Raw genomic sequence first — 22,746 nt, forward strand, 5'->3', positions numbered from 1 at the left:
GGCACGGACGCGAGCGATGCGAGGGCCGTGGCGCCAGACAACGCGAGGGAGGCCGAAGCGCCGGGCGATGAGGCTCCCCGCGCTGCGTCTTCGGAGCTGGCGAGTCAGGAGAACGCGGCGCTGCCTGCGGGGTGGAGCCTTGTGCAGGCGGAGCGTCTGAGCGCAGAGCAGAACGCGCAGCTACAACGGGCGGAAGAGGCACGTCAGGACCTGGCGAGCACGTTGATGGGCCGGGTGATGGGGGTGGTGCAGGAGAAGGGGGCGCCGGCGGCGGTGGAGGTCTGTCATGGGGAGGCCGGAGTGCTCACCGCGGAGGTTGGCGAGGAGCACGGGGTGCGGATCGGGCGTTTCTCCGAGAAGTTGCGAAACGCCGACAACAATCCACCGCAGTGGGCCGAGGCGATGGCCAATGAGGCAGGCGATCGGCGGTTAAGCGTGGGGCCGCAGCAGGAGCTTGCGGTGCTCAGCCCGATTCGCATCGCCGCGCCCTGCCTTACCTGCCACGGCGATCGCCAGTCGCTGGAGCCGCAGGTCGCCCGGGTGATCGCGGAGTATTATCCCGAAGACCGGGCCACCGGCTATGCGGAGGGCGATCTGCGGGGGTGGTTCTGGGTGGAGGTGCCGGGACGTTGACGTTGGGATGCACAACCCTCGGTCGAACGTTTTTCAACGACCATGCGGCTGACGGCCGGAGGATACACGACCCTCGGTCGGACAATCTTCAGCGTTTATGCGGTGGATGCACGACCCTCGGTCGGACAATCTCCAGCGTTTATGCGGCAAACGATCTTCAGCGTTTTTATGGTGGATGTCCGACCCTCGGTTGAACGATCTTCAGCGTTTATGCGGGGGATGCACAACCCTCGGTCGGACGATCTTCTGCGTTTATGCGGCAGATGAGAACATCGCCTGTCGGACCAGGGGTCGTGCTGTTATGCCAGCGCTAGACGCAGACCGCGCCATTCGCTACTTCTGAGAGAGGTTTTTGAACACTGCATCTCCTGGAGGAAGGGTATGGGTCGACATGTCTCGCTGTCTTCGCGCCTGGCGACAAGTGCGCTCTCGTTGCTGGTGGCGCTGGGCGCCACGGCCTGTTCGGGTTGTGATGATGAAAGCCTCAGCGGTCCGCGCGTCTGTGCGGCCGACGAGGACTGCGCCGGGGCGGGACGTTGTGTGGCGGATCGCTGTGTGGAGGACGACGCCGGGGGCGACACGGACACCGGCGCGTTTGATGGCGGTGACGACAGCGGTCTCGATGCGCAGGACGACGCTGATGCGCCCCTGGTGTGCGGCGACGAGGAGAGCGCGTGTGCCGGGGTCTGCTGCACTGCGGCGCAGGTCTGCCTTGGCGAGGCGTGCGTCGACACCCGAGGGGAGTGCGAGCGCACCGAGGAGTGCGCACTCGACGAGATCTGCGAGCCCTCCATCGGGCAGTGCCTGCCGCGCGATCAGATTGCCGTCTGTGAGTACCGCCCCCCGGTCGGTGAGTTGGAGCCTCTGCCGGGCTGCACCTGGGTGCCCGACGGGCTGGAGCATGAAAACCGGGGTGATGTTGTGGCGGTACCGGTCGTCGCGAACCTCAGCGATGACAACGGCGACGGCGTGACCGACACCGACGACATCCCCGACATTGTGTTTCCCTCGTTCAACCGCAACAGCCAGGGCTGCTGCAACGTCGACGCCACGGTGCGTGTGGTGGAGGGACGCTGTGCCGAAGACGGCACGATGCGTACGATCGCCTCGATCAGCGAGCCGCCAGTCAACAACGACTCCGGCCTGGCGCTGGCGGACCTGGACGGTGACGGCGTCGCCGAGATCATCGGCGTGACGCGCAACGCCGCCGGTCGCCCCCAGGGCACCGTGGCGTTTCGGCGTATCAGCGACGACGCCAGCCAGTGGGAGCCGATGTGGCATAATGAGGACTATCCCACCTGGGATGTTCACACCCGCGGAGGTGCCAACACCTCGGTGGCCGATCTCGATGCCGACGGCCAGCCGGAGGTCATCATCGGCAATGTGGTGCTCAACGGTCAGAGTGGCGTGCTCAAATGGGACGGCGTGGTCACAAGCGCCGATCACGCAGGCGGTCCCGGCGGCATTGGCAACAACGCCTTTCTGGGGCCGGCTTCCACGGTGGCCGATGTGACCCTCGACGGCACCCAGGAGGTCATCGCCGGCAACACCCTCTACAACCACCGCGGAGAGGTATTATGGACCTACGCCTTCACCTCACAGAACTCCCGCTGTCAGGGTCCCTTGACCTGTGACGGGTTTAACGCCGTGGCACGTTTTGAGGATGGTCCCCACCCCAACATCGTGCTGGTGCGTCGCGGGGAGATCATTGTGCTCGACCATCAGGGGCAGGAGGTCTGGAAGATCGGCGTGCCGCTGGACAACTGCACCAACGGCAATGAGGCTGGCCCACCCACGATCGCGGACTTCGACGGCGACGGAATCCCCGAGATCGGCACCGCCGGCGCGGACTTCTACGTGGTGGCCAAGCGGGAGTGCGACGTCGACAACTGGGAAGATCTGAACTGCTCGGATCGCGGCATCCTCTGGAAGACCACCAACCAGGACTGCTCCAGCCGCGCCACCGCCTCCAGCGTCTTCGACTTCGAGGGCGACGGCAAAGCCGAGGTCGTCTACGCCGATGAGCAGGACTTCTACATCCTCGACGGGACCACCGGGGAGGTGCTCTTTGTGGACGGGCAGCACGAGAGCAACACACGCATTGAGATGCCGGTAATCGCCGACGTCGACAACGACGGGGCGGCCGAGGTCTTGGTGGCCTCGGCCTACGGAAACCGCGGAAGTCGCCCCGGGCTGTGGGTCTGGAAGGACGCGCGCAACAACTGGGTGCGCACCCGGCGTATCTGGAATCAGCACGCCTACTCGGTGACCAACATCACCGAGGACGCACGCGTGCCCCGGACTCCGGAGCGGAACTGGGAGAACGGCCGTCTCAACAACTTCCGCCAGAATGTTCAGCCCGACGGCCTCTTCGACGCGCCGGATCTTGTGGTGGAGGAGGTCACCACCAACCAGGTCAGCTGCGGGGTGGAGGGCGAGCTTCGCATCAGCGTGGTGGTGGGCAACCAGGGGGCGAGGAGCGTGCCGGAGGGGACGCCCGTATGGGTGACGCTCGCCCGCAACAGCACCGTGTTGCTCGATGAGCGGCTGGAGCTAAGCGAGGCGCTGCTGCCGGGCAACACCGAGCGCTTTGAGCTGAGCCTGGAGGTCCCCAACGCCCTGGTGCAGGCCGAGTTCGCGTTGAGCGTCGAAGCCGACCCGGACAACCGCTACAACGAGTGCAACGAAGACAACAATGCGCAACTGGTGGAAGGGGTGCAGTGCCGCATTCTCGGCTGATGAGCGTGCTGTGGTGCCCGACCCTCGGTCGGGCGTTTGCGGCGTGGTGACCAACCCTCGGTCGGCTCTTTCGGGGCGGTGACCGACCCTCGGTCGGGCGTTTGGGCTGCGGATGGTCAGCCTTCCGATGGGACCGCCTCTTAATCGTACTCTTCGGGAGAGGTGACCGAATCTCGGCGTGTTGACCGACCCTCGGTTGAGCCATGCGTCGACATACGGCGCTTCCTCGGCATCTCGTCTTTCGCCTCCTCCTCTGGCCCCGGCCCCCTGATCGCCTCCATGGAGGAGGCGTGTTTGGTTTGGTGAGGTGTGTTCGTGCCCACCTTTATCGCTGGGCCCCGCCCGAGGGCTTCTTCGACACGTCCCCCTCTCTGGGGTGGCGCAAAGACAGGAGGCATTATGAGCACAGACCCTCATCGTCAGCTGCTGATCAAGTGGCTTGAAGGCGCATATACACTGGAGAAAACGCTGAGCAAGGCGCTGACCCGACAGGCCAAGCACGCCCGGGAGTTTCCCGAGTTGCAGGCCCGCCTGCACGAGCATACGCGCGAGACCAAACGGCACTGCGAGCTTGTAAAGCACTGCCTGGAAGATCTCGGCGCCGAGGCCCCCGAGCTGCGCGCGAAAGCGTCGAGTTTTGCGGGCGCGGCACAGGCCGGATTTACCGGGTTTCTGGACAACACCTTTGTCAAAGACACCATGATCGGCGCTGCCAGCGAGGAGTTGGAGATCTCGATGTATCAGGCCATCATCGCGCTGGCGGAGAAGTTGGGAGAGGACGAGATCGCCAGTATCTGCTCCGATATCCTGGAGGACGAGCGCGCGATGCTCGCGTTTTTCAACGACAACCTCCCCCAGATGATCCGCGCCGGGGTGGAAAACAACCTGCTGCGGGGCTGACATCACCCGCGAAAAGACAACCGGTCATCGGCCGCAGTCTGCATGCATGATGTCCAACCGAGGGTTGGGCATCATGCGTATCGGTACAACCGAGGGTTGCGCACCCTCCCGTGGCGTTGCGCCGCAACGACACCTGCATTTTTGCGCGTTTTGCGACCGGTGGCTGCCATCATGGGGCGTCGATCGCGACGCTCTGGCTGTGAAGTTGGCGCGTGGAGCCGGCGAGCAGACAGACCCTGGCCCGCGTCGGCCTCGGGGGGCCGGAGGAGATAGGACCATGGGGGGCCGGAGGAGATAGGACCATGCGGTGCGGGCCGATAAAAGCCGCCCCACACGCTGTGGTTCCTCACTATGTTTTGCTGCCTCCAGGCCAGCACAAGCGCTGGCGTCTTACCGGGTACATTCGGCGCCCAGCCTCACCCGCCGGTGCCTGGAAGAAGCGTGTGTATCTCGGAGGGCGGGTGCTCCTCGGGAGGACAATGCCCCAGACACAGCGCCAGCTCTTCTGGACCGGCGGGGTTGCAGCTGACACGGGCATGTTGCTTCAGCCAGAGGGTGCCGCAGGGGAATACGACACCGGTCTTTTTGCCCTTCCACCGCAGGCGAACTCGCTCGTAGACGCGCACAAAGGAGGCGTACTGACGTTCCGCCGCCAAGAGCAGTGCCGGGAGCGTCGCGACAAAACGCGGCGCCTTGCGCACGCGCGGGCACGGGGTCGAGGGCCGCGTGCTCGTCGGCAGCCCCAGCACCCTGAGCACCCCCTCTGCGCCGACCTTCCCCCTCTCGCGCTCCTGGAGCACCTCCTGGAGCGCCTCTTCGAGCAACCCTTCGAAGTGCTCCTGCACCTCCTCAAGACTCATCTGCTCGTAGCCCGGGGGCGGGGTCGGGGTAAATTCCACGTACTTCTCGGAGCGCCGGCCGTAGCCGTTGGGCTTTGCAACCCGCATCGGTTTCCCCCAGTCCCGGGGCAGGATCATCATACCCGGCCACTCCTCAGGATGGTCGCATTCGCCGGTACGCACCGGGTTGAGCCAGATGTAGAGCAACTGCTTGACCAGCGCCCCCTGATCGAGGACGACCATGTCGTGGTAGCCACGGGAATCCCAGAAATAGCCACTGCGATCGAGGTCGCGGTTTCGTGCGCGGGCCACCCCGGCCATCGTATCTCGCATAAATCCGCTGCGCGTGGCATGCACATCGGTGGCCAGCACATGGACGTGGTTGGACATCGCGACAAAAGCGTGGATACGCAGCCCATGGCGCGATGCGGAGCGCGCGATCTCGTAGCGAAAAATCTCGTTCATCACGACGTCCGGCCGCAGCAGATACTCGCGATCGTGGGTACGACGGCTCATCACGGCGACCTGATTTTCGGTGTGGCAACGGGGTAGCGTCATGGCACGATTCTCCGGGTGGGGGTCGAGGTCAGACGTCGTTGTTCTGTTATCGACCGCCCGGCAGAGATGTTGCGCGGGACATCACATTTTTTTCGTTGCTCCCTGGAAAAAGGGCTGACCGCGTAGGCCTCGTCTGAGCTGCGTCCAACCCCCGGTCGGCCATCTCTCGGGCTACGTGCGCCGACATTGACCAACCCTCGGTTGCGCAATCACTCGCCAACACACGGCGATACGATGCGCATAAGAGCGGGGCGCTCTGACGTGGTTTAAGGCTCCACCGGCCTCATACCACCAGCGCGCCATCTCCACGTTGCAGTCTCAACGCCGCGACGTTCGACGTCACACAGACCACGCTGCTCGCGCTCGAAACGATCGCCTTGATGTCCGACCCTCGGTCGCCTATCACCCGCATCACCACAGCGCGTTGACCAACCCCCGGTCGCGCACCTCGACACGGCTCCTCCATGAACGACCCGACACTGCTCTCGCACGATGACGATCTCTTCGTCGTCAACAAACCCGCTGACTGGGTGGTGCACCCCACCAACGATCCCGGGATGAAGGATCTGGTCAGCTGGCTCAACGCACTGACCGGCACCTCCGAGCACGCGCCGATTCATCGCCTCGATCGCGAGACCAGTGGCGTCGTGCTGATGTCACCTTCCCCTGAGCTTCGCGCGGAGTTTGGTGAGTGGTTCGCGCAGAACCAGGTGCGAAAGGAGTACCGGGCGATGGTCTACGGGAAGACGCCCGACGCCATGACGCTCGATGCGCCGCTCTTCGATCGGCGCCGTCGGCGGCCACTGGACGCCCTGACTCGGATCGAGACTCTGGAGCGCTTTGTCTCCTGCTCCTACCTGCGCGTGCTGCCGGAGACCGGACGAAAACACCAGATCCGCCAGCATCTTCAACGCGAGGGTCACGCCATCGTAGGAGAGTCGCGCTACAAGCCTAAGAAGTTTTTACGAGTTCCGGGCTTTCCGGGGCGTCTCTGGTTGCACGCGCTGCGACTGGAACTTCCCGACGGTCGCGTCATGGAGGCCCCGCTTGCCCCCGAGCTGGAGGCACAACTCACCCTGCTTCGCTCGCTGGCCGAAGAGCCGCGCTGACGTTGCACATCCGAGGGTCGGACATCTCCCAGGTTCAGGTTTCTCGCCAACTTTGCACATCCGAGGGTCGGACATCTCCAACTTTGCACATCCGAGGGTCGGACATCTCCTGCTTCGCTCGCTGGCCGAAGAGCTGCGCTGACGTTGCACATCCGAGGGTCGGACATCTCCCAGGGTTCTCGCCAACTTTGCACATCCGAGGGTCGGACATCTCCCGGGTTTCTCGCCACCTAACCCTCGATCTTTAGCCCGAAGCGTGACACCAGACCGGGCAGCTGCTCCAGACGCACCTTCATCCCCCGGGTGCGGCTTTTGGCCGGGTCGAGCACCAGGTTTATCGCCCCCCGAAGATCGGCCCCCTCCAGATTGGCCCGCTCCCAGCTCACTCCCGCCACGTCGCTCTGCTCAAACGTCGCTCGCCGCAGATCGGCCTCGTAGAGGTCGCTCTCCTGAAGGGTGCAACGCGTAAAGGAGGTCTGACGCAGATTCAGCGCGCGCATCGACGCGTAGTTGAGGTTGCTGCCCTCAAACCCCACGCTGAACCCGAAGTCGCTGACCTCGAAAAAACTCACCCCCATCAGCTTGCAGTCCACAAACTGCACCCCCTGCAGGCGCGCGCCGGCCAGTTTGACCATGGCCAGGTTGCATCCCCGGAAGGTGCAGTCGACAAATGCGACCTGCCGAAGATCCGCGCCCAGAAACTCGCAGTCCACAAACTCGCAGGCGTAGACCTCCTGCTCAAAAGGCCGCTGATGGGTGAAGTCGGCAGCGTTGATGGTGGTGTTGAGGTAGGCGTCAGGGGCGGGAAGATCGCTCATCGGGAGGCACACACAGCGCAAGGGGAGCTCGACCCGGGGCCGGGCCTGGAGGGAGGTCAAACCTCATTCCCCCTCCCAATAGCCGACCTGGGCCGCGCGAGGCAAGAAGGCGTTGAGCGTGCGTTTGGACGCATCGCCGCCAGGGGCTTCACCGCCCATCACGCCGATCTTGTCGCTGTCGGGGTAGAGCAGCACATCAGGCGCGTTCATCGTCGAGATCACCAGGTACCGCAGCACCTCGGTGCCGGTGTTGATCACCTGATGCGCATGCTCCGGTCCCGCAGGAAACGCTACATAATGGCCGGCCCCCACCGGATAGCGCGACTCCCCATGACGAACCTCCCCGCTGCCACTGAGAATATAGAGAGCCTCCTCATTGCCCAGGTGCGCATGGAAAGGAAAGGCCGCACTACCCACGGGCACCTCAAAGAGGCTGCAACCCAGGCGCCGCGCTCCGGCCGCCTTTCCCAGCTGCTTTCGCCGGCTGGCAAAACGCTCCCCGTGGGACTGCTCGTGCCACTCCAGTTCGTCGGGATGCACGCGATAGGACTGACTCATAAACCCTCCTGTCTTTCACGTTTAACGTCTCACGATCTGCGATTTTCGAGATACGTGCTCAACCCACGGTCGCGCATCAACCGCATGACACCTGAACTTCGACCATCCCTCGGTCGCGCATCAACCGCATGACACCTGAACTTCGACCATCCCTCGGTCGCGCAGCCCCGCCAGATAAACTCAACGCTGTCCCGCCCCCTCAACAAAAATCTCCAGCACCCGATCGATGGCCGGCTTAAGCGCAAAGGGCCCCTCAAAGGCCCAGTGGATCGTCAGCGAATGCAGGTGCCCCCCCAGCGCCAACACATAGTCCATCGGATCGGCCTCCCGGAGCGCTCCGGAGGCGATACCCTGCTCCATCAAATCCAACCACACGCGCTGGTTGGCGCGGTAGGTGGTCAGAATCTCCTCGTCGACCTTGCCCGAGGGCGGCCCCATCGGTGCGTTGACCATCGCCGCCACATAGAGCTCGCGCTCCTCCTCGGCGAACTCCGCCAGGCGATAGAGCAACCAGCGGGTGCGCTCCACAAAGCCCAGCCCCTCAGGCGGGGGCTGCAACATCACCTCGGTGATGCGCGCGCGCACCGAACGCCACAGCGTGCACAAAATGTCATCGCGGTTGGCAAAATGCTTGTAGAGCGCCGAGGTGGAGTAGCCAGCCTGGGTGGCGATCTCCTCCACGGTCATTGCCTGACCGCGCTGATTATACACCACCGCCGCCGCTTCCAGGATGCGCTCTCGAGCCTCGGTATGGCCCAGGCGCTGTCGGTTTGCATCACTCATGCACAGACTCATCGCTTCATCGAACACTCCAGTGGGGATCTCTGAGTCTGACCCAGCCCCATCAAATTGGCCAGCGTCGAGAACACGCGCAGCGCGGGAGCCCGGGTGGCAAATCAGCGCACCTGCCCCGTGCATCGCCGCGGCCATCCTGGCCCGGATCGTCGGTCAGATCGCGAGCCTCCCGTCTCATCGCGGCAACGAGTATGGGCGCATCGCCCGCTGACGCCCCCTGGCGTCATGCCCCGCCCGAGACCTACGCTCTCGACCACCACCCTTTGAAAAACGCGCTCGTCTCAACCTGAAAAACGCCCCGCCTCGACCAACGCCGCGATCAGCGCGTCGACGTCATCACGATCGGTGTACGCCCCGAACGACGCGCGGGCCGTGGCACAAAGCCCCAGCTCGCGCACCAGGGGATGGGCGCAATGCGACCCCACGCGCACCGCCACATTCTGTGCGTCGAGCAGCTCGCCAAGGTCGTAGGCGTCGACCCCGCGCAGACCAAACGCGATCACCGCCGAACGCTCCCGCGGGCACCCCACGACCTCCAGCCCCTCAACCTCGTTGAACCGCTGCAGCGCATAGGCACAGAGCGCCTCCTCATGACGCTGCAACGCCGCCATCCCAAAACCCTCCATCCAGTCGATCGCCGCGGCCATCCCCACCGCCTGCGCCACCGGCGGGGTGCCCGCCTCCAGCCGGTTGGGAAGCTCGGCGAAGACGACCTCCTCCTCACTCACCGAGGTCATCATTCCGCCGCCAAGCTCCACCGGCTTGAGCCGCTCCAGCGCCTCCGGCCGACCGCAGAGCACCCCCACCCCGGTCGGCCCGTACATCTTATGGGCCGAGCACACAAAGAAGTCACAGCCCAGCGCCTGCACATCGATCGCCCGGTGCGCCACGCTCTGCGACCCGTCGATCACGCTCAACGCGCCGTGCCGGCGCGCCAGCGTCACCAGCTCCGCCACCGGGTTCACCGTCCCCAGCACATTGGAGACGTGCGTCAGAGCCACAACCGCGGTGCGCGCTCCGATCATTGACTCGGCCGCCTCCCCATCCAACTCGCCACGCCCGTTGATCGGAAGCACCCGCAGCGTCGCGCCGCTCTCTGCGGCCAGCGCGCGCCAGGGGAGCAGGTTGGCGTGATGCTCCATCGCGCTGACCACAACCTCATCGCCCGGCTTCAGCGCCCCGCGAAGTCCGCCCGCAATCAGGTTGAGCGCGTGTGTCGCCCCGCGGGTAAAGACCACCGAGCTATCGGTCTCCGTCCCCAGAAACGCCGCCACCCGCGCCCGGGCGGCCTCATAACGCTCCGTCGAGCGGCGCGCCCTCCAATGCCCTCCTCGCCCCGCCGAGCCCGTCTCGGTGGCATAGAAGTCACTCAGCGCGTCGATCACCGGCTGCGGCGTCAACGTCGTCGCCGCGCTGTCCAGATAGGTCCAGCGCCGCCCACCTTCCTCCCCCTGACGCAACGCCGGGACCTGCTCACGCACCCGGGCCGCGAGGCACGATGTTTCGCTTGTGATGCTGACATCTACCGCGGGTCGTTCGGCTTTCACAGACACCTCCAGTTGTTGCGCCTAACACCAAAAGCGACGTCTCTTCATACAACATCCCCACGCCTCTACGGAGATGCGACGTCGCTGAAACATCCCCTTCGCGCGCCCCGCCGACCGCATCGCAAACCTGAGGTGTGGTCCTCCCCCGAGCGCCTCCCTGCCTTCGTCAGAGCCCCCCATGCGCGTTTCGACGCCTGGCGCTCACCTTGCCTCGCCATCGCGTGCAGTCAGGCTGCCCCCCGCGCGGGGGACGCGCGCGCTTAACGCTTGACGCACCTCAAAGGGGCTGCGAAACATGTAAGCAGACACTAAGTCTACATCTCATAGCCCTAAGCTACCGCGCTGCCTTGTGTTTTGCGAATGTCTTCTCGTCAGAAACACCGGGCTCACTTGCCTCTGCCCCTGCCCCCGGGATCTCCCCTATGGCGCTCCATCCCCGACTGCGCGAACTTTTTGAAACGCTCGACATCGACGACGCCCAGGCCGCACCCGATCAGGCGACCTGGGCCCGGCTGCTCGTCGGCATCAACCAGATCTGTGCGGAGTCGGAGCACAACGCCTTTCTGCTCAATCAGACCCTGGACACCCTCGGCGAGTCCTCGCGCCAGCTTGAGTTTAAGGTCAACGAGGAGCGTGAGAAGTTGCAATCTCTGCTCAGCGCGGTCGAAGACGGCGTCTGCGCCATCGACCGCCGCGGGCGCCTGCTCTTTGCCAACCCGGCCGCCTTCCGGCTCTTCGACCACGCGTTGGGCGACGACTTCAGACTTCTGGAGCACCTTGGCGTTGACCGCACCGATCCCGATCAGCCCGACCTGGATCCGGAGCGCAGCGCCCAGGCCCTGCTCAACTCCGGCGCGATCCTTCGCGACGACGACGGGCTTCTGGAGCGCAACGGCGCCGGCGCGCTGCCCGTCTCCTACATCCTCAGCCCCATCGATCGCGACGGGGTGATTGTGGGCGCGGTCTGCGTGATCCGCGACGTCACCGAACAAAAAGAGGTCGCCGACCGCCTCCAGCGCCTCAACGATGAGATCACCCGCGCCCGCGACCAGGCCATTGAGGCCAACCAGGCCAAGAGCAGCTTTCTGGCCAACATGAGCCACGAGCTGCGCACCCCGCTCAACGCCGTCATCGGCTACACCGAGTTGATTCGCGAAGACGCCGAGGTCTTTGGCTACAACGAGATCACCCCCGATCTCGGTAAGATTTACACGGCCGCCAAGCACCTCTTAAGCCTGATCAACGACATCCTCGACCTCTCCAAGATCGAGGCGGGCCGCCACGAGATCGTCTGGGAGAGCTTCGATCTGGGCGAGCTCATCGCCGATGTCATCTCCACCATCGAGCCGGTCGCCCGCGAGAAAAACAACCACTTCGACGTCCAGGCCGAGGCCGACCTGGGGATGATCCGCGCCGACCGCATCAAGCTGCGCCAGATCCTCATCAACCTGTTGAGCAACGCCTGCAAGTTCACCGAAAACGGTCGCATCACCTTGAGCGTACGCCGCGAAGACACCGGCCCCGGCGAACACTTCATCTTCGATGTCACCGACACCGGCATCGGCGTGGTCCAGGAGAAGATCGACGAGCTCTTTGAGCCCTTCACCCAGGCCGACAACTCCACCACCCGCCAGTACGGCGGCACCGGCCTGGGGCTCACCATTACGCAGCACTTCTGCCGCATGATGGGCGGCTTCATCGACGCCACCAGCCGCCCCGGCGAAGGCTCCACCTTCAGCGTGCATCTGCCCGCGCCCCTGGTCGCCAGTGAGACCTTGAACGCCATCGACGAGGCCGCCGCCCTGCCGCGCGCCGCCCGCAATGACCACACCGTGCTGGTCATCGACGACAGTGAGACCGTCCACGAGCTTTTGCGCCGCCAGCTCGGCCGCGCCGGCTACCGCGTCGTCAGCGCCATCAGCGGCGACGAGGGCCTGCGCATGGCTCGCGCCGTCGGCCCCTCGGCCATCACCCTCGATGTGATGATGCCCGGCCGCAGCGGCTGGGACACCCTGGCGGAGCTCAAACACGACCCGGAGCTGGCCCACATCCCCGTGGTCATGCTCACGATGGTCGTCGACCGCAAAAAAGGCTTCGCACTCGGCGCCGACGACTACCTGGTCAAACCAGTCAGCGGCGACGTCCTCCTGCGCACCCTTCAGCGCTTTGAGCTGGAGCGCGGCGAGCTGCAGGCGCTGGTGGTGGAAGACGATGACGCCACACGCGAGATCATGGACCGCACCCTGAAAAACGCCGGCTGGCAGACCACCACCGCCATCCACGGTCGCAAGGCCATCGACCACCTCCGCGCGCTCGATCCCGGAAACCTCCCCGACATCATCCTCCTCGATCTGATGATGCCCGAGATGGACGGCTTTGAGTTTCTGGAGGTGCTGCGCGCAGACGCCACCTTAAGCGACATCCCGGTCATCGTGGTCACCGCCCGCCAGCTCTCGCGCAAGGAGCTGCAGCAACTTCAGCAGGTCACCGAGCGCGTGATGCGCAAAGGCAACTTCACCGGCGCCGAGCTCGTCGAGGAGGTCGACCGCCTGGTCGCCCCCGGCACTCGCCGCCCGCTTGCCCCGGCGCTCAGCTGAACGCCATTTCTAAATTTCGCTGTACGTCTCCCCACCCCTGTCGTTGGAGTCGCCGATGAGTCCCCTGCATGATCTGGAACGCTGGAGCCCCGAGTACGACCTGCGATTTGTGGCCGAGACGCCCGTCTGCGGGCACTGCCATCACTACAACCTCTTTATCGACAAGACCGTCAACGACGCGCTGGGGCTTGCCGCCGGCGCAAAACTACGCACCGAGGCGGCCCGCGAGTTCTTCTGGGCGCTGCTCAACCGCGCCGTCCTCGACCTCCACATCGACGAGCCGGGCGCGCGCCTCAAACTCGCCGAAGATCTCTTTCGGACCTGGGGACACGGCCGCCTGGAGCTCGGCGGGCTCACCCCGCAGGGCGGATTGGCCCTCGGCCAAACCCTGCACTACAGCTTTAGCTGGCGCGAGAAATTCGGTGACCAGCCCCGCTATTCGCCGGCCGACGCGCTGGCCGCAGGCTTTGCGGCCGCGGCCATGGCGGTGGCCTTCGATCTTCCGCCTCACGAGGTCGAGGCCACCGAGACGCTCTGTCTGGCCATGGGCCATGAGAGCTGCGAGTTCCGCCTGCGCCGCGTTGAAGGCGCAGCCCCCCTGCACCCCCCGGTCAGCCGGCAGGCCACGCTCGATGTGCTCCCCGAGAGCTTCGGCGGCCGCTCCGAGGATGAGGTCCAACGCCTGACCGAGGGTCTGCGCGACTTCCTCTCGGGCGTTAAAGGTGATGAGCGCGGGCTGATTGAGGCGTTTGGCGTCTTTGTGACGTTTAGCCCGGTCAACATCTACAACCGCCTCTCCTACGAGATGCTCGACACCCTGAGCCAGCGCCACGAGAGCTTTGCGCGCGTCTCCGCCGGTCTGTTGCGCGAAGCCGGCCGGATGTGCGGCTTTAACACCTTCGGCGGCATCATTGGCTCGCCAGAATGGGAGGCGCTGACCGGCACCAGCGAGCGCGATGCGCTCACCGTTGCGCTTCATTCCTGCACGATCGCCCGGGGCTTAGGCTTTGGGAGGTGGTCGGTGGCCGACTTTGAGCCGGGACGGCTGCTTATTCTTCAGGCGCCCACCACCTACGAGGGCCCCTACTACAAGCTACGCCACGGCCAGGGATCCACCCCCTCCTGCTACCTCTTTGAGGGGGCATGCGAAGCCATCGCGCAGCTCGGCCACGCCGTCGACTGGAGCTCGGCGCCGGCGTTCACGCCGGAGTTCTACGACCAGATGAGCAACGATCCCGACAACCAGTGGCAGGCCGAGCAGACCCACTGCGTCAGCTGCGGCGACGATCATTGCGAAGTCATCGTAACCCGGCAGATCCGATGAGCACCTCGGAGATCGATGCGCCGCTCAACCTGCGAAAAGACCGGGCGTGCATCGACGATCTGCTCTGGCGCCTCGATCTCCCCGCAGGGACCGACCTCTCCCGGGCGCCCGAGGCTCTGGCCGAGGTCGGTCTGACCCGGCGCGGCCAGGCCTCCAACCTCCCGATGTGGGTGTTTTTCAGCGCCGAGGAGCACCGCCTGCTGGTGGTGCCGGCGACCGGGCGGCTGCAACTTCGGGTGCATTACGCCACCCCCCGCGAAGATCGCATCAGCGCTGCCCGCGACCTGGCCGAGAGGGTCGCCCGGGCGCTGGCCTCATGCCGCGTCTGACCGACCCACGGTCGTACCCTCCCCCCGAACATGGCGCTGAGATGGCCGACCCTCGGTCGTGCATCACCCGCACGTCGCCGGCATAACGCGGGCGTGATGCACCTCCCGGGGTCGGTCGCATCATCCAAAACGTGAACGACCGAGGGTCGGTCGCATCATCGCTCGGATGCACCGCCCTCGGTCGTTTGTTGTTTCGAAGATGTCGCTGAGATGGCCGACCCACGGTTGTGCATCACCCGTACGTCACCCGCACAGCGCGGGCGTGATGCACCTCCCGGGGTCGGTCGAGAGGCTTAGAACTGCACGCGCACCGGCGTCGTGCGGTCCACCAGGGTGCCATCGCCCAGCTGACCGTGGGAGTTGCGTCCCCAGCACATCACCCCACCATCGGTCAGGCGCGCGCAGGTATGCATGCCGCCCACCTGCACATCGATGGCCGAGGGCATCGTCAGCGCAAAAGGCTCAAAGTAGTTGTCGGTGTCGCCCAGGCCCAGCCGCCCGTACTGACCGCTGCCCCAGCAGTAGACCGTGCCGCTGCCCACCGCACACACGTGGCGCTCACCCACGCTCAAATAATCCGCTGAACCCGGCCCGCCAAACACCTCGTTGGGCCGTGAGGTCGAAGACGTCGTGCTGTCCCCGAGCTGTCCGTAGGCCGGGCTGCCCCAGCAGTAGATCGTGCCGAACGTCCCTCGCGCGCAGGAGTAACGATCTCCCGCCGCGACGTAAGGGCCGGAGAGAAAGCCGGAGATGTAGTCGGCGTCATCGACTTGACGCGGCGAGGTTGAGCTGGAGCCGAAATAATCCGCATCGCCAAGCTCGCCATAGCTGTTTCGCCCCCAGCACACGTAACGTCCGCTGAGCTGACGGCGCGCGCAGCTATGGTAGCGCCCGGCGTGAATCTGCGTGGCGTCGGCCAGACCGGACACCGGCGTCGGCAACGTCAGCGGACTGTTTGATGGAGCTGCTCCGCCACTGCCAAGTTTGCCAAACTCATCGCTGCCCCAGCAGTAGGCCTGCCCGCCGCTGACGATCGCACAGGTATGCGTTGAGCCCGCGCTCACCGTGGTCACCACCGGAGGTGTCCCCGACCACAGCACCGGCGTCGGCACCATCGCGTCGGCGACGGTCCCGTTTCCAAGCTGACCGCTCAGGTTGCCTCCCCAGCAAACCAGCGTGCCCCCCTGCTGAATCGCGCAGGTGTGATAGCCACCGGCCGAGATCTTCGTCACATTGCTGAGCCCCGGAACCAGCGTGGGCTGCGTCTTGTAGATGGTGGTCCCGTCGCCCAGGCGCCCGTCGTCGTTGCGACCCCAGCAGTAGACCTCACCGTCGGTGGTGCGCACGCAGGTATGCGCAAAGCCCGAGCTGAGTTCGGCAATCGCGATGTCCAGGCACGCGCTCTGGTCGAGTTCGCAGCTCGCATCGCAGCTCAACTCTCCGGCAGCCGCGCCCACGGAGGTGCAGGTGGCTCCGGCCAGGTCGCCGCCGTCGCAGGCCTCGTGGGCCGGCTGCATGACGCCGTCGCCGCAGTAACCGGTGACCTGCCCGGCAACCTCCTGACACTGCGCGTTGCACACCCGGCAGCTCATCTCACCGTAGGCACAGCTCGTCTCGGGGGAGCCGCCGTGATCGCATTCTTCGCCACCCTGCACCACGCCGTCACCGCAGCCGGGCTCGACTTCGATGTCGATAAGCTCGCACTGCGCGTTGCACACCTGGCAGCTCATCTCACCGTCCTCGCACTCGGTCTCGGGGCTGCCCCCGTGATCGCACGCCTCGCCAGCATCGGACTGCACCACATCATCACCGCAGTACCCGGTGACCTGCCCGGCGACCTCTTCGCATTGCGCGTTGCACACCTGGCAGCTCATCTCACCGTAGGCGCAGGCAAGCACCACGGTGCCTCCGTGGTCGCATTGCTCATCGCCATCGACCTGACCATCGCCGCAGGTCGCAGGGATCACGCAGGCTTCCTCGCAGGGGCCGCCGCAATCCACGCCTTCCTCACCCCCGTTCTGAATCTCATCCTCACAGGTCGGTGCCGCGCAGGCTTCCTCGCAGGGGCCGCCGCAATCCACGCCTTCTTCACCCCCGTTCTGAATCTCATCTTCACAGGTCGGCTCCACCGGATCGTCTTCGCAGACCTGCTCGCAGGAGCCACCGCAGTCCTCGCCCTCTTCATCACCGTTCTGGACGCCATCGTCGCAGGTCGGCTCCACCGGTTCGTCCTCACAGGACTGGTCGCAGGGGCCGCCGCAGTCCACGCCCTCCTCACCGCCGTTCTGCACCGTGTCCTCACACGAGGGCACCAGACAGACCCGGTAGGTCGGATCAAACTCCTCGCCCTCCCCGCAATCTTCAGGCTGCACGCGCACGTAGCAGGCGCCCGCCACGCAGCTAAACCCCTCCTGACAGGAGGGCACACAGGCGTTCTCATCGTCATTGCGGCGACGATCGGTGTCGCCCCCACCGCAGGCACTTAGAAAGAAGGCAAAGAGGACTACAAGCGCAACTGCGCACCGGGTCATGGCTACCTCGAAAAACATGTGTCAGGTTAAGTCTTTAGGTGACCCGACGTCTTTAGCGGCCCCGGCGAAGAGAATCAACTTACGCCGACGAACATCCTCACGATCGCAAGGGGCTCAGGAGAGCGGCTCCGCGTCGCTCTTCTTTGCGCCGCCGGGCAAAGGAATGAACTCCTCATCGTCATGCACCGGAAGTTTGATGCGCCCGGCCTCCCAGTCGACTTTGGCCTGCTCGATGCGCTCCTTGCTCGACGACACAAAGTTCCACCAGATATGCCGCTTCCCCAACGGCTCGCCGCCGAGCAACATCACCGTGGCCGGGGTGCGAGCGGTGATCACCGGGTCTTTGCCGGCCTCCACCACCAGGAGCTGGCCTTTTTTGTAGAGCTGCCCGCCGAGCTCCACCTGCCCACGCGCCACATAGATCGCCCGCTCGCTGTAGCCCTGGGGCAGTTTCAACTGCGCCTCGGGCGCAAGCTCGCTGTGAACGTAGAAGAGCGGCGAGTGCGTCTGCACCGGACTTTGCAGACCGTAGGCCTGGCCGGCGATCACCCGCAACCACACGCCCGATGCATCATCGTGGGGAAGCTGCGTCTGCTCGTAGTGATGAAACGTGGGCTCAGTCTCCTCAACCTCTTCGGGCAGCGCCACCCAGGCCTGCAGGAGCTCCAGGTCGCCACCGGTGCGCCGAAACTCCTCTTCAAAACGCTCCGAGTGACTCACCCCGCTGCCGGCCGTCATCCAGTTCACATCCCCCGGCTTGATCACCTGCTCGTAGCCCACGCTATCGCGGTGCATCCACTTGCCGTGAAAGATGTACGTGATCGTCGAGAGCCCGATATGCGGGTGGGGCAGCACGTCCATCTCTTCGGAGATCACCGGCGTCAATGAGACCGGCCCGGCGTGATCCAGGAAGATAAAGGGCCCGACCATCCGCCGCTTGCGGTAGGGCAAAATGCGCGCGACCTCAAAGCCGGGACCCAGCTGGGCGGCGCGCGCATCAATGACGATGTCGAGCATACATCCTCCAAAAGATTCGAGTCAGAAGGGCGCCCCATCGCGCCGCTCCCCGAGTGTGCGCACAGACCCACGGTCGGGCAACTCGGCGTGATGACTGGACGTTGTACGACCCTCGGTCGGACAACTCCGCGCCATCACCGGACGTTGTCCGACCCTCGGTTGTGCAATCCCCCAAACGCTCACTCGAATCGACCCACATCGCACACCCCCGCGCCTCACAACCACCTAACCACACAACCACCCAACCACCTCCTCACAGATGGGTTCAGGCTCAGCGTACCCGAAGGCGATGTGCCAGGCGTCCCGGCACAAACGCCGCAGCCACCACCAGGGGGTAGATCGCCGCGCCGATCGTCGCAAAAAGCATCGCAAACCCCTGCCCCAGCCCGCAGTCGTTTTGCCACGACTCGCTAAGCGTCAGCGCGATAAAGCTGCCGAGCAAAAAAGCCCAGCCCGAGGCCGTGATCGTCACCCCGGTGCGGCCTCGTCCGTCGAGCAGCCCCGCAGCAATCGGCGGCCCCAGAATGCAGCTGCCCCAGATCGCGAGAATCAGCCAGCTCTCCGCCAGAAAGGGCGGGAGGCTCACCCGACTCAGCGCCCACCCCATCACCAGCATGCTGCCCAGCGACGCGATGTTGACCCATGCCCACAACGGCCAGCGCATCCGCGGCGCGGGCGGGTTGGGATGGCTGAATATGCGCAGCCAGGTGGTGTAAATGGGGGAAAATTCGTCGAACATGGCGTAATTCCGAAGCGAAAGTTGCGTTGAGGGCGCTACGCACCCCGAGGGTCGGGGATCTGTATCGCAAGGGCTGTGCCACCCATAAAACACCAAAATAGGGCCCTTTCCCTGCGCGGAAGCGCCCTCCCCCCGTGCAACCCCCTACATATTATGTAAGTCGCTATGACATATTATGTACGCACCCACCCCAAGAACATCCCCAGCACGAACACGAGATCCAGATCGAGAACCAGATCGAGAACCAGATCGAGAACCAGATCGAGAACCAGATCGAGAACCAGATCGAGAACCAGATCGAGACCACAACCCCCCGCGATCATTGAAAAACATCCCCCTCCCGCCGGTTTTTATTATTTGATCCTTCCAATCCCGGGTGCTACTAGCTCGCCCTTCGCTCCCATCCCTCGCCACCGCGCGTCCTTCGCTATCTTTGCGCGCCGCCCGCGCCCATCCGACCCGGCATACCCTCTATGTTCCCCAAAATCCCGCTCGCCATTCTGACCCTACTCCTCTCGCTCTCCATCGCCTGCGGCGACGATCCCATCGGCCGCCCCGACTCGGACACCGACACCGACATCGAGACCGATACCGGTGATACCGATCCCGATACCGATCCGGACCCCGATACCCCGCGCCTGATCATCCCCGGCAGCCTCGAGCTCTCGGCCGCCCTTGGCGCCAGCGCCACCACGACTTTCGTGGTTCAGAACGCCGGCCTGGCGGATCTGGAGCTGGAGTTGGAGTCCCAGGACGCCTGGCTCACCCCCTCGCTCGACCAGCTCACGCTCTCGCCGGACGCCCAGGAAAGCATCATGGTCACGGCGACCTGCGCCGACGAGAACCTCGTGCGCAGCACGGATCTCTTTGTGCGCTCCAACGATCCGCGCGCCCTGGAGACGACCGTGGCTGTGACGCTGGTCTGCGGCGACGCGGAGCTTCTCTCGGACCTCAACATCGAGGTCGAGGGCCTGCCCGAGGGGCTCGCTGCCGACGTCACGGTGAGCGGCCCGGAGAGCTTTGAGGCCACGCTGACGGGCTCCGACGAGTTCACTGATCTCACGCCCGGCACCTACACCCTGAGCGCGGCGCGCGTGGGCGACGATCTGCTTTACGACCCCAGCCAAGCCTCCCAGACCCTGGAGCTCATCGGCGGCCGCACCAAGACCGCGATTGTGAATTACGCGCTGGTTCCCGGAAGCCTTCAGGTCAGCGTCACGGGCCTGCCCGCAGGAGAGACGCCGACCATCGAGTTCGTCGACGCCGACCAGAACAGCACCTCTGTTCCCGCCGACGGCCTTCTCGAAGGGCTCACACCCGGCGATTACCAGCTCATCCCCGCCGATCTCATCGTCGGCACGACCACCTACAGCGCGTCCACGGCCACCGTGACCATCTTGAGCGCGATCCGCAGCGAGGCCACCATCGCCTACGCCGACGTCGTCGAACTCGGCTCCATGCAGATCGCGGCCACCGGACTTCCCGCAGGCGCAGCGTTCACCACGCGCATCCAGGGCGAGGGCCTTGATACCTATGTCGTGGGGGCTCAGACCGTGGAGAACCTCGCGACTGGCGAGTACACGCTGACCTTCCAGGACTTCTCCGCCGATGGCGTGATCTACAGCGCGCCGCCCGTCGATGTGAGCGTCACCACGGGCGACCCGGCCGTCGCCACCGCCGCGTACTCCGCCGGCGACACCACCTTGATCGTGCACGTGAGCACCTCGCTGCCGATGGATCTCGATTTTGAGATTTTGAGCGGTGGCAACGTCGTGCAGACCTTCTCGACCTCCGACGACACCACCGAGACGCTGCTGCTCAACCCGGGCTCCTACACCATCGAGCTCGCGAGCTACCCGCAGGTCGCCGACGATGTTGGCAACGTCACCCAATTTGCGGGACTTGGCGACTCCTTCACGCTGATCGCCGGTGCCACGGTGGAGCGCAATGTCTCGGTGACCATTCCCACGGTGGTGACCCAGGGCGGCGACAACGGTCCGGGCTCGCTTCGGGGTGTGGTCGCGTCGGTCAACGAGGGCAGCACGATCCGCTTTGCGCCGGACGTCCAAGAGGTCGCGCTTACCTCGCGGGTCCTCATCAACAAACCCCTGCATCTGCTCGGTGACGGCCAACCCGGCGACCTGGTGATTCGCGGCGCCGGCGACCACGGCCTCTTTGAGGTCCTACCCAACATGGACGTGACCTTTGAGAACCTCACCCTGCGCGATGGCCACGCGGAGTTCGGTGGCGCGATCTACTCCCAGGGCAAGCTCACGCTTCGCCGCGTCGACCTGCGCTCCAACCACGCCACCGACCAGGGTGGCGCCGTATGGCAGGACGAACGCCCCGTGGACTTCTTCTTCGTGCGCGCCCTCGATAACTCCAGCGATGGCGATGGCGGAGCGGTCTACGTCGCCCGCATCTTTGTGCACATCCGAGATTGCCTCTTCGAGGGCAATAACGCGGTGGGCAAAGGCGGTGCGCTCTTCGCCTTCGAGATCTACGAGGGCTACAACGCCGTCCTTCAGCGCAACCTCTTCAACGAGAACACCGCCGCCCAGGGCGGGGCCATCTATGCCGGTATCTACGGCTATTTTCAGAACAACACCTTCACAGCCAACAACGCCACCCTGCGCGGCGGCGCCTTTTACCACCACAGCGGCGACGACCTCGTGCTCACGCATAATACATTTACGGCCAACGGCTCCCCGGAAGGCGCCGCGATCTGGAAGTACCAAAACGCCGCGCTCACCCTGGACCGCAACCTGATCGCCTCCAACGCCACCGGCGGCGGCGCGCTCTACACCCCCCTGGGCAGCGGCGGCTCGCTCTTTACCTCCTCGGGCTACAACGTGCTGGGCGACGTGAACGTCAACATCGTCACCACCCAGCCCACCGACATCGTCGGCGACGCGACCTACAACGCGCACCTCTTGCCGCTGGCCGACAACGGCGGCTTTACCCAGTCCGTGGCCGTAGGCTCCGCCAGCGACGCCTACCAGGCCGTGCCCAAAGCCCTCTGCATGGACGCCATCGGCGTCGAGCCCCTGGGCTACGATCAGCGCATGGCCCCGCGCTCCTCCGGCGCCTTTTGCACCGTCGGCGCCTGGGAAGTCGGCAGCACCCGAAGCGGCACCTTTGAGGATTTTGAGGCCATGGACTTCTTTGACGACGGTTACGGCGACCACACCTTCTACGGCCGCGAGGGATTTCCTTTTCGCTTCCTCGAAGGACGCAAGCAGGGCGACTACCCCATCGAGGGCCAGGGGCTGCTCTTGCGCGACGCCACCAGCCGCCTGGGCGCCATAATCCCGGGCGGTCTCAGCTCCATCTCGCTGCAATTTCGCAAAGCCTTTACCGGCGGCGCCGACCGCAGCATCGAGATTCGCATCAATGGCCAGGTCGTCGCCACCAGCCAGGTTATCGGCCCGCCTGCCCAGAGCGAGGACGCGACCGTCTACACTGTGGAGGCCAACGGCCTGAACATCGCCGGTCCCTTTGCGCTGGAGATCCGCAACCTCGGCGCCCAGGTTGTGATCGATAACCTCGTCTGGGACTGAAGTCTCACGTTGACCTTCAAAGCCCCGAGCTCCGCGCCATTCTGGCCCGGGCTCGGGGCTTTTCTATGCGTGCGTGTTTGCCAAAAAGCGCCAATGGCATCGACAGCGAGGGCCTGGTGAATCTAGTTTCGCGCGTTTGAAGCAGACCCAACA

17 protein-coding genes are annotated in these 22,746 nt (G+C 64.9%); 9 read left to right on the forward strand and 8 right to left on the reverse strand.

Features of this window, described 5'->3' with window-relative positions:
- Positions 1-27 precede the first annotated feature (27 nt).
- From FRC96_RS03130 to FRC96_RS03140, 3 genes are all read left to right on the forward strand, one after another.
- Positions 28-633, forward strand: a complete 606-nt coding sequence (locus FRC96_RS03130; RefSeq protein ID WP_230469815.1) for a c-type heme family protein — start codon at positions 28-30, stop codon at positions 631-633.
- Positions 634-1,014: 381 nt separating this feature from the next.
- On the forward strand, positions 1,015-3,372 hold the full coding sequence (locus tag FRC96_RS03135) for an FG-GAP-like repeat-containing protein (RefSeq protein ID WP_146972616.1): 2,358 nt from the start codon (positions 1,015-1,017) through the stop codon (positions 3,370-3,372).
- A 399-nt stretch (positions 3,373-3,771) separates the two neighbouring features.
- Complete coding sequence (locus FRC96_RS03140) at positions 3,772-4,272, forward strand: DUF892 family protein (protein ID WP_146972617.1); 501 nt, start codon at positions 3,772-3,774, stop codon at positions 4,270-4,272.
- A 416-nt stretch (positions 4,273-4,688) separates the two neighbouring features.
- Here FRC96_RS03140 and FRC96_RS03145 read toward each other — a convergent pair whose 3' ends face one another.
- Complete coding sequence (locus tag FRC96_RS03145; RefSeq protein ID WP_146972619.1) at positions 4,689-5,669, reverse strand: hypothetical protein; 981 nt, start codon at positions 5,667-5,669, stop codon at positions 4,689-4,691.
- A gap of 464 nt (positions 5,670-6,133) precedes the next feature.
- On the opposite strand from FRC96_RS03145, the gene FRC96_RS03150 reads away from it, so the two are divergent.
- Positions 6,134-6,778 carry an RluA family pseudouridine synthase gene (locus tag FRC96_RS03150; protein WP_146972620.1) on the forward strand — a complete coding sequence of 215 codons (645 nt, stop codon included), beginning with the start codon at positions 6,134-6,136 and terminating at the stop codon, positions 6,776-6,778.
- 230 nt (positions 6,779-7,008) lie between these two features.
- Here the strand turns inward: FRC96_RS03150 and FRC96_RS03155 are convergent, their stop codons facing one another.
- The 4 genes from FRC96_RS03155 to FRC96_RS03170 form a co-directional block, all read right to left on the reverse strand.
- On the reverse strand, positions 7,009-7,596 hold the full coding sequence (locus FRC96_RS03155) for a pentapeptide repeat-containing protein (RefSeq protein ID WP_146972622.1): 588 nt from the start codon (positions 7,594-7,596) through the stop codon (positions 7,009-7,011).
- Positions 7,597-7,659: 63 nt separating this feature from the next.
- Entirely contained in the window at positions 7,660-8,154 is a 495-nt protein-coding gene (locus FRC96_RS03160) for a cupin domain-containing protein (protein WP_146972623.1), read from the reverse strand.
- Positions 8,155-8,334: 180 nt separating this feature from the next.
- Complete coding sequence (locus FRC96_RS03165) at positions 8,335-8,937, reverse strand: TetR/AcrR family transcriptional regulator (protein ID WP_230469816.1); 603 nt, start codon at positions 8,935-8,937, stop codon at positions 8,335-8,337.
- 293 nt (positions 8,938-9,230) lie between these two features.
- Complete coding sequence (locus FRC96_RS03170; RefSeq protein WP_230469817.1) at positions 9,231-10,496, reverse strand: aminotransferase class V-fold PLP-dependent enzyme; 1,266 nt, start codon at positions 10,494-10,496, stop codon at positions 9,231-9,233.
- Positions 10,497-10,918: 422 nt separating this feature from the next.
- Here FRC96_RS03170 and FRC96_RS03175 point away from each other — a divergent pair, with 422 nt between their 5' ends.
- From FRC96_RS03175 to FRC96_RS03185, 3 genes are read left to right on the forward strand one after another with little or no spacing between them, the layout of a single operon-like run.
- A complete protein-coding gene (locus tag FRC96_RS03175) occupies positions 10,919-13,093 on the forward strand; it encodes a response regulator (protein ID WP_146972628.1) in 2,175 nt (724 codons plus the stop codon).
- 55 nt (positions 13,094-13,148) lie between these two features.
- A complete protein-coding gene (locus FRC96_RS03180; RefSeq protein ID WP_146972629.1) occupies positions 13,149-14,417 on the forward strand; it encodes a hypothetical protein in 1,269 nt (422 codons plus the stop codon).
- Complete coding sequence (locus FRC96_RS03185; RefSeq protein ID WP_146972631.1) at positions 14,414-14,746, forward strand: hypothetical protein; 333 nt, start codon at positions 14,414-14,416, stop codon at positions 14,744-14,746. Before FRC96_RS03180 ends, FRC96_RS03185 begins: the two co-directional genes overlap by 4 nt.
- Positions 14,747-15,039: 293 nt before the next feature.
- Here FRC96_RS03185 and FRC96_RS03190 read toward each other — a convergent pair whose 3' ends face one another.
- The 3 genes from FRC96_RS03190 to FRC96_RS03200 form a co-directional block, all read right to left on the reverse strand.
- Entirely contained in the window at positions 15,040-17,277 is a 2,238-nt protein-coding gene (locus FRC96_RS03190) for an RCC1 domain-containing protein (RefSeq protein WP_230469818.1), read from the reverse strand.
- A 114-nt stretch (positions 17,278-17,391) separates the two neighbouring features.
- Positions 17,392-18,294, reverse strand: a complete 903-nt coding sequence (locus FRC96_RS03195) for a pirin family protein (RefSeq protein ID WP_146972634.1) — start codon at positions 18,292-18,294, stop codon at positions 17,392-17,394.
- A 271-nt stretch (positions 18,295-18,565) separates the two neighbouring features.
- Positions 18,566-19,033 (reverse strand): hypothetical protein, encoded by a 468-nt coding sequence (locus tag FRC96_RS03200; RefSeq protein ID WP_146972636.1) that lies wholly within the window; start codon positions 19,031-19,033, stop codon positions 18,566-18,568.
- A 134-nt stretch (positions 19,034-19,167) separates the two neighbouring features.
- On the opposite strand from FRC96_RS03200, the gene FRC96_RS21725 reads away from it, so the two are divergent.
- Positions 19,168-19,359: a hypothetical protein gene (locus FRC96_RS21725; RefSeq protein ID WP_230469819.1), complete on the forward strand. Its 192-nt coding sequence runs from the start codon at positions 19,168-19,170 to the stop codon at positions 19,357-19,359.
- A gap of 147 nt (positions 19,360-19,506) precedes the next feature.
- Positions 19,507-22,593: a right-handed parallel beta-helix repeat-containing protein gene (locus FRC96_RS03210; protein ID WP_146972640.1), complete on the forward strand. Its 3,087-nt coding sequence runs from the start codon at positions 19,507-19,509 to the stop codon at positions 22,591-22,593.
- Positions 22,594-22,746: the final 153 nt, after the last annotated feature.

Origin of the sequence: Lujinxingia vulgaris (assembly GCF_007997005.1) — a bacterium.
Taxonomy (GTDB): domain Bacteria; phylum Myxococcota_A; class Bradymonadia; order Bradymonadales; family Bradymonadaceae; genus Lujinxingia.